Origin of the sequence: Staphylococcus sp. HMSC070D05, from assembly GCF_001815595.1 — a bacterium.
GTDB classification, from domain to species: Bacteria; Bacillota; Bacilli; order Staphylococcales; family Staphylococcaceae; genus Staphylococcus; species Staphylococcus hominis.
Genome location: NZ_KV821091.1, coordinates 16,637 through 29,328 on the forward strand (window position 1 = coordinate 16,637; position 12,692 = coordinate 29,328).

Below are 12,692 nucleotides of genomic sequence, written 5' to 3' on the forward strand. Positions count from 1 at the left end.
TTAACATTTTTATTCAAAATAAAGATAACATTTGTTTAAAATTTTTGCGAATTTTTGTACTATATAAATGAGAGAAACATATAAATTATGTTAATATAGTTGGCTTTCGAGCAATACATTGGAGGAAATTGTTATGGAATATTCAAAATATATTGATCATACACTTTTAAAACCGGAATCAACACGTCAACAGATTGATAAAATTATTTCTGAAGCTAAGGCGTATCATTTTAAATCAATTTGCGTCAATCCGACCCACGTTAAGTATGCTTCTGAACAACTTGGGAATTCTGATGTACTCGTATGTACAGTGATTGGGTTTCCACTTGGAGCTACAACAACCGCTACAAAGATTTTTGAAACAGAAGATGCGATTAAAAATGGAGCGTCAGAAATTGATATGGTCATTAATATTGGAGCGCTTAAAGATGGTAGATATGATGAAGTGAAAAAAGATATCGAAGGCGTTGTAGGTGCAGCAAATGGACATACTGTGAAAGTGATTATTGAAACTGTGCTTCTTACAGAAGATGAAAAAGTGAAAGCTTGTGAAATTTCGAGGGAAGCAGGCGCTAATTTTGTTAAAACATCAACTGGTTTCGCTGGCGGAGGCGCAACTCCAGAAGATGTGAAATTAATGAAAGACATTGTGGGAGACGAATTAGAGGTTAAAGCTTCAGGTGGCGTGCGTAATCTTGAAGATTTCCACAAAATGCTTAATGCAGGTGCTACACGTATTGGAGCAAGTGCTGGTGTTCAAATTATCAAAGGTTTAGAATCAAATTCTGATTATTAATAATATGTTTTATAACATCATTTAGAAATGCAACAACCAAGAAAGGGGATAGCACAATGAGAATGGTAGACATCATTGAAAAAAAGCGTGATGGACAGACATTAACTAAAGAAGAAATCGAATTTTTCATAGAAGGATATACCAATGGAGATATCCCAGATTATCAAGCTTCTAGTTTAGCGATGGCAATCTTTTTCCAAGATATGAATGAAGAAGAACGTGCAGCTTTAACTATGGCAATGGTTAATTCAGGGGATGTTATTGATTTATCAAAAATCAATGGTATTAAAGTAGATAAACACTCAACTGGTGGCGTTGGAGATACGACGACATTAGTGTTGGCACCATTAGTAGCTGCAGTGGGAGTGCCAGTTGCCAAAATGAGTGGCCGTGGTTTAGGACATACGGGTGGTACGATTGATAAATTAGAATCTATTGATGGGTTCCATGTTGAAATCTCTGAAGCGGACTTCATTAAACTTGTTAATGAAGATCAAGTTGCAGTGATTGGACAAACGGGCAATTTAACACCTGCAGATAAGAAACTATACGCATTAAGAGATGTTACAGGAACAGTTAACTCTATTCCTCTAATCGCATCATCTATCATGAGTAAGAAAATTGCCGCGGGTGCTGATGCAATCGTCTTAGATGTTAAAACTGGAAATGGTGCATTCATGAAAACATTAGAAGACGCCGAGGCTTTAGCACATGCTATGGTTAGCATAGGAAATAATGTTGGTAGAAATACAATGGCTATTATTTCAGATATGAGTCAACCACTTGGTCGTGCGATTGGGAATGCTTTAGAATTAAAAGAAGCGATTGATACATTAAATGGTCAGGGACCTAAAGATTTAACTGAACTAGTATTAACGCTTGGTTCACAAATGGTCGTACTTGCTGAAAGAGCAAATACACTTGAAGAGGCGCGTCAATTGCTCAATGAAGCCATTGAAAATGGTTCAGCATTAGATAAATTCAAAACATTTTTAGAAAATCAAGGTGGAGATGCTTCAGTTGTCGATTCACCGGAGTTATTACCGACTGCCGAATATCAAATTGATTATAAAGCAAAATCAAGTGGCGTAGTTTCAGAGCTTATTGCTAATGAAATTGGAGTTGCTTCAATGATGTTAGGTGCGGGAAGACAAGCAAAAGAAGATGACATAGATTTAAGTGTTGGCATTGTGTTGAATAAGAAAGTAGGAGACAAAGTCAATGCAGGAGAGTCTTTATTAACGATTCACAGTAATCGTGAAAATGTTGATGATGTAATTAAGAAACTTGACGAAAGTATCGAAATTAAAACGCAAGCAAAAACACCAACATTAATTCATAAAATAATTACAGAGTAGGAGTGTTAAATATGACGACACCATTTAAAAGAGTGCATTTAATTGTCATGGATTCAGTAGGTATTGGTGAAGCACCTGACGCTGCAGCTTTTAAAGATGAAGGTTCACATACATTAAAACACACGTTAGAAGGTTTTAACCAATCATTACCTAATTTAGAAAAATTAGGATTAGGTAATATTGAAGATTTGCCAGTGGTCAATAAAGTCGAACAACCAGGTGCGTTTTATACTAAATTAAGTGAAGCATCTGTAGGAAAAGATACGATGACAGGCCACTGGGAAATTATGGGGCTCAATATTATGCAACCGTTTAAAGTATATCCAAATGGTTTTCCAGATGAACTGATTCATCAAATTGAAGAAATAACTGGACGAAGAGTTGTTGCAAATAAACCAGCATCTGGAACAGCAATTATAGATGAATTGGGCGAACATCAAATGAAAACAGGTGATTTAATTGTATATACAAGTGCAGATCCTGTATTACAAATTGCTGCACATGAAGATATTATCCCACTTGAAGAATTGTATGATATTTGCGAAAAGGTTCGTGAATTAACTAAAGATCCTAAGTACTTAATTGGCCGTGTTATTGCACGTCCATATGTTGGTGAACCAGGACACTTTACGCGTACATCTAATCGTCATGATTATGCTTTAAAACCATTTGGTAAAACTGTTATGAATACATTAAAAGATAATGATTATGATGTTATTGCTATTGGTAAAATCAATGACATCTATGATGGCGAAGGTGTAACTGAAGCCATTCGTACAAAAAATAATATGGATGGAATGGATAAGTTAATAGAAGTTGTCAAAAAAGACTTTAATGGATTAAGTTTTTTAAATCTTGTTGATTTTGATGCTTTATATGGTCATCGTCGTGATAAAGAAGGTTATGCACAAGCCATTAAAGATTTTGATTCACGTTTGCCTGAGTTAATCGACAACCTTCAAGAAGACGATTTAGTAATTATTACTGCTGATCATGGTAATGATCCAATTGCAGAGGGAACAGATCATACTAGAGAATATATTCCTGTATTGATGTTTAGTCCTAAAATTAATAATTATCATAGATTATCAGGTGATACAACATTTAGTTCTATTGGTGCAACAATAGCAGATAATTTCAATGTTGAATTACCAAAATACGGAAAAAGTTATTTAAAAGAAATGGGAGTTGAATAATTATGAAAATAATGAGATATTTGCTAGGTTTGGCATTTGGATCAGCAGGAATACTACATTTTACAAATGAACGTCAATTTAGATCGATTGTACCGGAGTATTTACCATTACGAAAAACAGCGGTTTTAGTGACAGGCGTATTTGAAATGTTCTTTGGAGTCATGCTATTAGCTAAAAGACCTGCAGATTGGTTGAAAAAAGGTATTAATGCATTTTTACTTGCAGTTTTTCCAGCAAACATTTACATGGCAAGAAAGCAATTACCAGTAGGAGATAAACCTGTTCCTAAATGGGCATTATACTTAAGATTACCTCTTCAATTCATTTTAATAGCTATCGTAAAAAAATTATAATAAAACATAAATAAACAATACCCTACCTAAAGCATTTAGATAGGGTATTGTTTATTTAAGTATAAATTATTTGCCTTCACCGAAAATGTCGTCCCATTGATTACGTTTATCTAAGAATTCTTTTGCGAGTGCTTTAGCACCTTCAAGAGAATGACTAGCAGCCCAACCACATTGAACTTCATTGCAAGCAGGAACTTCTGTAGCTTCTAACACATCATTTAAAGTTTTTTCAACAATATTTAATACATCTTCATAATTATCATGATCAATAAATGAAACATAAAAACCAGTTTGACAACCCATAGGACTTAAATCGACAACTTTATCGGAATGGTTTCTGATATTTTCAGCCATTAAATGTTCTAATGAATGTAGCGCTGGCATATCCATATGCGCTTTATTAGGTTGTTTAAAACGTAAATCATATTTTTTGATAACGTCTCCATTAATCCCTTCCATTGTGCCTGCTAAACGAATATATGGTGCAACTACTTTTGTATGGTCAAGATTAAAACTTTCAACGTTCATTTTAGTCATTTTTATTTCCTCCTATAAATACATTGCTTGAATAATATGATTGTAACAAGAGTACCAATCATTTACAATTTTCTTAATTAAGTGATTTAAATAATTATTGTAAGAAAATTTTGTAAATTCAAACGAATTTAATGACAATCTATAGTAAATCCGATAAAATAAGTAATAATTAAATTTAAAGATACATCAAGAAATTGATTGACTTGATGTCTAAATAAATATAGATATTAATATTCGTGTATAAAAGGAGTATAGATTGATGAGTAGTAAACAAGAGATATTAGACTATATAGAGAATAAAAAGTACGATTATGTCGAAATAAGCCATCGTATACACGAGCGTCCTGAGTTAGGCAATGAAGAGATATTTGCTTCAAGAACATTAATTGATCAATTAAGAGCAAATGAGTTTGAGATAGAAACAGATATTGCCGGACATGCTACTGGGTTTATTGCAACTTACCAGTCTGAAAAAGAAGGACCAACTATAGGATATTTAGCTGAATATGATGCTTTACCTGGTTTAGGTCACGCATGTGGTCACAATATCATTGGGACAGCAAGTGTATTGGCAGGAGCAGCACTTAAACAAGTCATCGACCATGTTGGTGGGAAAGTAGTTGTATTAGGATGTCCTGCCGAAGAAGGTGGAGAAAATGGAAGTGCGAAAGCTTCATATGTAAAAGCCGGTGTGATTGATGATATTGACATTGCACTTATGATTCATCCTGGAAATGAAACATATCCAACGATAAATACATTAGCCGTTGATGTGCTTGATATTAAATTTTATGGTAAAAGCGCCCACGCCTCAGAAAATGCGGATGAGGCTTTAAATGCATTAGATGCGATGATTTCTTATTTCAATGGTGTAGCTCAATTACGTCAACAGATTAAGAAAAGTCATCGTGTACATGGTGTGATTTTAGATGGAGGTAAAGCTGCTAATATTATACCTGATTATACGCATGCAAGATTTTATACACGTGCCACTACTAGAAAAGAACTAGATATTTTAACAGAACGCGTTAATCAAATTGCAAGAGGTGCAGCCATCCAAACAGGTTGTGACTATGAATTTGGTCCTATTCAAAATGGTGTAAATGAATTTATAAAAACACCTAAACTAGATGAATTATTTGAAAAATATGCCATAGAAGTTGGCGAAGAAGTAAGTTATGATGATTTTGGTTTTGGTTCGACAGATACGGGAAATGTTAGTCATATAGTTCCTACGATTCATCCACATGTTAAAATTGGCTCAAGAAATTTAGTAGGTCATACACACCGTTTTAGAGAAGCAGCTGCAAGTGTTCATGGTGATCAAGCTTTGATTCGAGGCGCAAAAATTATTGCCCTTATGGGACTAGAATTAATTGAAAATAAAAAACTATTTGATGAGGTTGTAGAGCAACATTCTCAAATAAAGGGGTAAAAAATGAAAAATGAATATAATGTTCCAAAGTTAACGTTAAGTGATTTGTATGATGAAAATATTGTCTATAATTCAAGACCTTCTTATGCATTGAATCCCTGGCTCACAACTGAAGAACATCAGTCTAATTTTTTGACTGGTCGTGAAATGATTATCGCTAAGGATATGCCGATTGTTGTACACGAAGCGAGTATTACAGATAAATTACAACAACTATTTGGTCTTATTGGTAAAAAAATACCAGAGCATCTTTATACATTTAGAAATCGTGAAACGTATGAACACTTGTTACAAGAGATTATCAACAAAGAAGGAAAGAAAGTATATTTTCAATATATCGAAAACAATGACATAGTAGATGACGAAGCGTATGCCATTGATAAAGACGTTTTTGTAGCTTTAAATAATAAATCACGTATTCCTGAATGGACAAATCATAAATATTTACCAGATCGTGAAATTGTGTCAATTAGAGACTTCAAAGGTCGTATCAAAGATTGGAATTATCCTTTTGTAATTAAGCCAGGAGATGAACTACCAACTGCAGGTGGCTATGGCGTAATGATTTGCTATAACGACGAAGACTTAGAAAAAGCAACTAAACGAATATTTGAAGCGGAACATGCTACTGATAACTTAATCATTGAACAAAAAATAAAAGCAGTTAAAAATTATTGTGTTCAATTTGCATATTCTAAAGAAATAGGTATCACCTATCTAGGTACTGCCCATCAAATTACCGATAAATATGGTCTATACGCAGGAAATGAAAATGTGCATGATGTTCCAGAAAAAGTGATTCAAGCTGGTCGTGAAATTATGCAAAATGGAGTGAACTTAGGGTTTATTGGTGTGGCAGGATTTGATTTATTATTAGATGAAAATGATGATGTATTTGCTATAGATTTGAATTTTAGACAAAATGGTTCAACAAGCATGCTACTATTACAAGATGAATTAAATCCTAACTATCAAAAATTTTATAGTTATTTTTCAAGAGGAGATAATACCCGTTTCTTCAATGTTATTTTAAAATATGTTAAACAAGGCGTGCTTTATCCTCTTTCGTATTATGACGGTGACTGGTTTGGTAAAGATGAAGTGAAATCTCGCTTTGGATGTATATGGAATGCTGATTCTAAAGAAGAAGTTGAACAATTAGAACAAGCATTTATTAGTGAACTTGATCATACTAATTAAGTTAGAGTATAAGCTAAATTAATGATAAAAAAGAATATGTATATTTGACGTTAATTTTAATATAATTTAACATTTAATTAGTATATTAAGAGAGAGGGTTTGCAATGGAATATAAGCATCATGACTATTTCAAAGAGATATTAATCAATGAAGTCATTATTTTGGCTAGTAAAAATAAAAAATTAATTCGTATTCATCATGAAAATGGCGATTATACAGGAATGTGGACGAATGAAGACATCGCAAAAGAGTATTTAAATCACTCAGACATTCAATTTGATCGACTATTAAATATTGATGTTGATACATTCGTTACGTATGATATGGATGAATTGTTTGATGAAAGTGATAAAATTTTAATCAATACTTCAAGTAAAGAAGAGGGACATATTGTCAAAGTTGTAGACATGATGGATGAACTCATGTCTGAATTAGACAAAATTCGTCTTAAAGAATTTGCAAAAGATATTTCAAAAGAAAATCATGTTTTTGGCTTAACACGTAAAGGGGAAAAAAGATTTATTCTTATTAGTGATAAAGAAAATCAAAAACCTAATATTATGCCTGTATGGAGTATTAAAAATCGGGCACGAAAAGTTCGTGATAAAGATTTTGAAGAATGTGATTTAATCGAAATTGAAGGTAGTGTATTTAGTGAATGGCTTGATAAATTAAGAGATAATGATCAAGCTGTCGCAATAGATTTAAAACCTGGAGTCGTAGGTACAATTGTTTCTCCACAAAAAGTATCTAATGAATTATCATTTTAAATCAAATCCCAATAGATTTCTAAAAAAGAAACCTATTGGGATTTTTATGTTAACATTTTTAGTTTGAATTAGCTTAAATGAAGGACACCGATTGCACCTGAAAATGCACCATTTTCAATGTAAAAAGGATGACATCCTCGTAAAACAGTATAATCCTCAATAACTTTTCGTAGTAGGTGATTATTATTAAAAGAAGACCCAATATAAACAACATTTTTTGTTTGATATTCACGAGCTACTGTAATTGCCATCGTTGTAATCACTTCTCCAACGACACCTACTACAGATGCTAATTTATCTGAGTTAGTAAAATGTTCATTTATATTATTTAGTACATTGCCAAAGTTTGCAGCTGTGAGTTCACCAGGAATAGGTGGTTCAGAATCTTTATAGATATGTTTAACTTTTAAATCGATAATATCTCTATTTCCAGATTGAGCGAGATTTGTAAGTGTTTCATAATCAGATATTTCAGTCAATAAATAACCTAAACCTCGAATCATTCCGCCACCAGTACCAATTCCACCTACACGTTCTTGATGGTGACCGTTATAATAATGTAAAGATGTACCAGTACCTATATTTGCAAATATGTATTGATTAATATGATGGCCTTGCTCCTTAAGTAAAATACCTAACCCCCTTGAAGCAGCATCAAACTCAACAAATATTTGGGATGATTGTTTGATGTTTTCAGCAATAACGCCTGCGTTACCACCTGTTAAATTGATTTTTTTAAATTCATTTTGGTTTAACCATTGAATGACTTTATTTATATCTGTTGTTAATTCAGTTGACAATGTACGGTGTGTATCATCTTCCATTGCTATTTTAATTAATGTACCGCCGGCATCGATACCTACTCTCATTTTTTTCACCTCTAAAATTAATATATGACAAGTTAATACTATAATAATTTTGACGAATTGCAATTATTTTACAATATTATAAAATAAATAGTAAATATTAGAGTAAATAGATCATTTTATAAGATTTAATGGTTATATATGGTATGATTAAAACAACTTTGAGATACAGGGGTTAATTTTATGAGTATAGTAAAGCAATTTGAAAACATTACAATTCAGGAATTTGAAGAACAATATCGCGATGATGTCCTAAACTTTGAATTAAGCGAACGACAACAAATTTATTCATCATTACCTAAATCTGTGTTAGAAGATGCTTTAAATGATGAAAATCGATTAGCTAATATTGCCATTAATGAAAATGGAGATGTAGTAGGATTTTTCGTACTTCATCAATATTATCAACATGAAGGATATGATACACCTGAGCATGTCGTTTATGTTCGATCATTGTCTATCAATGAAAAGTTTCAAGGACAAGGTTATGGTACAACTATGATGATGTATTTACCTCAATATGTTCAAGTATTATTTCCGGATTTCAATCATTTATATTTAGTTGTTGACACTGAAAATGAAGGGGCATGGAATGTATATGAACGTGCTGGATTCATGCATACAGCTACTAAAGAAGAAGGACCCATCGGTAAAGAACGTTTATACTATTTAGATTTGGATTCTAAACATGTATCGTCATTGAAATTAGTTGAGAATAAAGATTCAAATATTGCAATGTATCAAATTATTGATTTATTAAAAGATGAGCAAAAAGTTGGATTTATTGCACTCGAACATCTAGATACTCATCTAAACATCGCCGCAATAGAAGTATATAAAGATCAAAGAAAAGAGGGGATTGCTGGGAGTGCTTTAAGACAACTCCCTACATATGTACGTAAACATTTTAAAGAAATAAGAAGTATAGGAATTACCTTATTTGGAGAAAATAATGAACTTAAGCCATTATGTATCAGTAGCGGCTTTGTTGAGACAGATCAATCAGATGACTTAGTTATTTTCAAAAAATATATTAATTACTAATTGAATAGCAATTGCGAAATCATAAAATGTCATTTATAATTTATCTTTGTTACTATTAATAAAAGCAATGTAAAGATAATAAAATCCTTTGAAAGGAAGTTTAGTTATAATGAAAATTCAAGATTATACTAAAGAAATGGTTGATGAAAAATCATTTATCGATATGGCTTATACTTTATTACACGATAAAGGGACAACAATGAATCTCTATGATATTATTGACGAATTTAAAAGTCTCGGTAATTATGAATATGATGAAATTGAAAATCGTATTGTACAATTTTATACTGATTTAAATACAGATGGACGTTTTTTAAATGTTGGTGAAAATCAATGGGGATTACGTGATTGGTATTCAGTAGATGATATTGAAGAAAAAATTGCACCAACAATTCAAAAATTTGATATTCTTGATGACGATGATGAAGAAGATGAAAATCTTAAGTTACTTGGCGACGATGAAATGGATGATGACGATGATATTCCAACTCAAACTGATGACCAAGAAACATTAGATGATTCTGATGATAATGAAGAAGATATTGACGGTTCAGATATCGTTATTGAAGAAGATGAAGATGACGACATCGCCGAAGGTGAAGAAGAAGCATTTGAAGACGCAGAAGATTTTAATGACTAAATATTAGTTTTAATTGACTTTTGAATGAAAAATGTTAAAATTTTATTCGGGCTCCTTTAATTAGGACACGTGTATAAATATTATACGCTCCCCTTACAAATATGTGAGAGGGAGCGATTTTTTTATTTTTAGGAAATGTTTAAATTTTGTAGAGACAGAGTAAGGAAGCAACCCTTAATAAATTAGGAGGTCAGACAATGACAAAATTTATCTTTGTAACCGGTGGAGTAGTTTCATCTTTAGGTAAAGGTATCACAGCCGCTTCTCTAGGGAGATTGTTAAAAGACAGAGGACTTAAAGTAACGATTCAAAAATTTGATCCATATTTAAATGTTGATCCTGGTACAATGAGTCCTTATCAACATGGAGAGGTATTTGTTACAGATGATGGCGCTGAAACTGACTTGGACTTAGGACATTATGAACGTTTTATAGATATCAATTTAAATAAATATTCTAATGTCACTGCGGGAAAAGTATATTCACACGTACTAAAAAAAGAACGTCGTGGAGATTATTTAGGTGGAACAGTTCAAGTGATTCCACACATTACAAACGAAATTAAAGAACGCCTATTATTAGCTGGAGAAAGTACAAATGCGGATGTAGTCATTACCGAAATAGGCGGCACAACAGGTGATATTGAATCTCTTCCATTTATTGAAGCTATTCGCCAAATTAGAAGTGATCTTGGCCGCGAGAATGTTATGTATGTTCATTGTACGTTACTTCCATACATTAAAGCAGCTGGAGAAATGAAAACTAAACCAACACAACATAGTGTAAAAGAATTACGTGGTTTAGGTATTCAACCTGACTTAATTGTTGTTCGAACAGAATATGAAATGACTCAAGATTTAAAAGATAAAATTGCTTTATTCTGTGATATAGATAAAGAGAGTGTTATTGAATGTAGAGATGCATCGTCATTATATGAAATCCCATTACAATTAAGTGCTCAAAATATGGACGATATTGTAATTAAACGATTAGATTTAGATGCTAAATACGATACACAATTAGATGAATGGCAATATTTATTAGATACCGTTAATTCATTAGATGGTACAATTACTATTGGCTTAGTTGGTAAATATGTAAGTTTACAAGATGCATACTTGTCAGTGGTTGAATCACTAAAACATGCAGGTTATCCATTGAAAAAAGATGTTGTAGTAAAATGGATTGATTCAAGTGAAGTGACAGACGAAAATGTAGAGAGTTACTTAAGTGAAGTTGATGGAATTTTAGTTCCTGGTGGCTTTGGTTTTAGAGCAAGTGAAGGTAAAATTTCAGCTATCAAATATGCAAGAGAAAATAATATACCTTATTTTGGTATTTGCTTAGGAATGCAATTAGCAACTGTCGAATTTGCAAGAAATGTTATAGGCCTTAAAGATGCCCATTCAGCAGAACTTGATCCAAATACACCATATCCAATTATTGATTTGTTACCTGAACAAAAAGATATCGAAGAATTAGGTGGCACATTACGTTTAGGTCTTTATCCATGTGCTATTAAAAAGCATACTTTGGCTCATGACATTTATAATGAAACAAATATTGAAGAGCGTCATCGTCATCGTTATGAATTTAATAATGATTATAGAGAACAATTAGAAGATAAAGGGATGGTTTTTTCTGGTACTAGTCCAGATGGTCGTTTAGTGGAAATGGTAGAAATTCCAGAAAATGATTTCTTTATTGCTTGTCAATTCCATCCGGAATTCTTATCTAGACCTAATAGACCACAACCAATTTTCAAAGCTTTTGTGGAAGCTGCTTATAAATACCAACAAAATTAAAAAATCAAAATAGAAGCGGAACAGACTACTTTTTAAAGTCTATTCCGCTTCATTTATATCAATTTATATAGAAGTTAAAGGTTGTACATGTTAGTCATTAATGATTATAAAGTTATTTTATAATTCCAAGTCTCTAGTCATTTCAATCATTTGTGTATATATATCATAATAAATGTAATTAAACGCCATTGTATGAGGTTGTACAATTTTATCATAATCTTCAGTATAGACGATCGGACGCGGGGTTGATAAGTTTACAAAATGCATCAGGTGTTCAGGGAAATCTACTTGTTTAGGACGATTGCATACTAATACAAAATCAATATCTTTGTCTATTAATTGTTGAACATCTTGAGCAACCTCCTTGGTGTAAAAAGGAGAGAATAAAAATACACGATCAGTGATGTCTAAATCATTTAAACTGTTTAATTCACTCAATTTTTTACTAGAATTTAATTTTTCATCACTTTCTAATATAAAGGTTTCAAAAAATTTTAAATCTCCATAACCATTAATATATACATATCCTTCTCCACCAATAGCTTGGATTAAACATTGAGCAGCCATTTGTATGTCTAACGCTTGGTCTTCTAAACGATTGAATATACCTGTTAATTGTGTTTGTAGTATCTTTGACATGATTATCCTCCATTTCATTAGTATTGTAATGAAATATAATATTTTATGCAATG

13 protein-coding genes are annotated in these 12,692 nt (G+C 32.2%); 10 read left to right on the top strand and 3 right to left on the bottom strand.

Going from position 1 to position 12,692, the window contains the following annotated elements:
- Window positions 1-133: 133 nt before the first annotated feature.
- Genes deoC through HMPREF3046_RS01280 form a run of 4 tightly spaced genes read left to right on the top strand, consistent with a single transcriptional unit; the run spans window position 134 to window position 3,703 of the window.
- The gene (gene deoC, locus HMPREF3046_RS01265) at window positions 134-796 is read left to right on the top strand and encodes a deoxyribose-phosphate aldolase (RefSeq protein ID WP_070715789.1); all 663 of its coding nucleotides are present in this window, start codon (window positions 134-136) and stop codon (window positions 794-796) included.
- Window positions 797-852: 56 nt separating this feature from the next.
- Window positions 853-2,154, top strand: coding sequence for a pyrimidine-nucleoside phosphorylase (locus HMPREF3046_RS01270; protein ID WP_070715790.1), 1,302 nt, complete (start codon window positions 853-855; stop codon window positions 2,152-2,154).
- Window positions 2,155-2,165: 11 nt separating this feature from the next.
- Window positions 2,166-3,350 carry a phosphopentomutase gene (deoB, locus tag HMPREF3046_RS01275; RefSeq protein ID WP_070715792.1) on the top strand — a complete coding sequence of 395 codons (1,185 nt, stop codon included), beginning with the start codon at window positions 2,166-2,168 and terminating at the stop codon, window positions 3,348-3,350.
- A 2-nt stretch (window positions 3,351-3,352) separates the two neighbouring features.
- Entirely contained in the window at window positions 3,353-3,703 is a 351-nt protein-coding gene (locus tag HMPREF3046_RS01280) for a DoxX family protein (RefSeq protein WP_070715794.1), read from the top strand.
- Window positions 3,704-3,769: 66 nt separating this feature from the next.
- Here HMPREF3046_RS01280 and HMPREF3046_RS01285 read toward each other — a convergent pair whose 3' ends face one another.
- Window positions 3,770-4,240: an S-ribosylhomocysteine lyase gene (locus tag HMPREF3046_RS01285; RefSeq protein ID WP_070715796.1), complete on the bottom strand. Its 471-nt coding sequence runs from the start codon at window positions 4,238-4,240 to the stop codon at window positions 3,770-3,772.
- A gap of 259 nt (window positions 4,241-4,499) precedes the next feature.
- Between HMPREF3046_RS01285 and HMPREF3046_RS01290 the strand changes: the two genes are divergently transcribed.
- From HMPREF3046_RS01290 to HMPREF3046_RS01300, 3 genes are all read left to right on the top strand, one after another.
- The gene (locus tag HMPREF3046_RS01290) at window positions 4,500-5,675 is read left to right on the top strand and encodes a M20 family metallopeptidase (RefSeq protein ID WP_070715799.1); all 1,176 of its coding nucleotides are present in this window, start codon (window positions 4,500-4,502) and stop codon (window positions 5,673-5,675) included.
- 3 nt (window positions 5,676-5,678) lie between these two features.
- A complete protein-coding gene (locus HMPREF3046_RS01295; protein WP_070715801.1) occupies window positions 5,679-6,875 on the top strand; it encodes an L-aspartate--L-methionine ligase LdmS in 1,197 nt (398 codons plus the stop codon).
- A gap of 104 nt (window positions 6,876-6,979) precedes the next feature.
- Window positions 6,980-7,645, top strand: coding sequence for a DUF2750 domain-containing protein (locus HMPREF3046_RS01300; protein WP_070715803.1), 666 nt, complete (start codon window positions 6,980-6,982; stop codon window positions 7,643-7,645).
- A gap of 68 nt (window positions 7,646-7,713) precedes the next feature.
- Here the strand turns inward: HMPREF3046_RS01300 and coaW are convergent, their stop codons facing one another.
- A complete protein-coding gene (gene coaW, locus HMPREF3046_RS01305; RefSeq protein ID WP_070715805.1) occupies window positions 7,714-8,514 on the bottom strand; it encodes a type II pantothenate kinase in 801 nt (266 codons plus the stop codon).
- Window positions 8,515-8,694: 180 nt separating this feature from the next.
- Here coaW and HMPREF3046_RS01310 point away from each other — a divergent pair, with 180 nt between their 5' ends.
- The 3 genes from HMPREF3046_RS01310 (at window position 8,695) to HMPREF3046_RS01320 (ending at window position 12,000) form a co-directional block, all read left to right on the top strand.
- A complete protein-coding gene (locus HMPREF3046_RS01310; protein ID WP_070715807.1) occupies window positions 8,695-9,555 on the top strand; it encodes a GNAT family N-acetyltransferase in 861 nt (286 codons plus the stop codon).
- 109 nt (window positions 9,556-9,664) lie between these two features.
- Window positions 9,665-10,195 carry a DNA-directed RNA polymerase subunit delta gene (rpoE, locus tag HMPREF3046_RS01315; RefSeq protein WP_070715810.1) on the top strand — a complete coding sequence of 177 codons (531 nt, stop codon included), beginning with the start codon at window positions 9,665-9,667 and terminating at the stop codon, window positions 10,193-10,195.
- A gap of 197 nt (window positions 10,196-10,392) precedes the next feature.
- On the top strand, window positions 10,393-12,000 hold the full coding sequence (locus HMPREF3046_RS01320; protein ID WP_070715812.1) for a CTP synthase: 1,608 nt from the start codon (window positions 10,393-10,395) through the stop codon (window positions 11,998-12,000).
- A gap of 117 nt (window positions 12,001-12,117) precedes the next feature.
- Here HMPREF3046_RS01320 and HMPREF3046_RS01325 read toward each other — a convergent pair whose 3' ends face one another.
- Window positions 12,118-12,639, bottom strand: a complete 522-nt coding sequence (locus HMPREF3046_RS01325; protein WP_070715814.1) for a DUF2529 domain-containing protein — start codon at window positions 12,637-12,639, stop codon at window positions 12,118-12,120.
- Window positions 12,640-12,692: the final 53 nt, after the last annotated feature.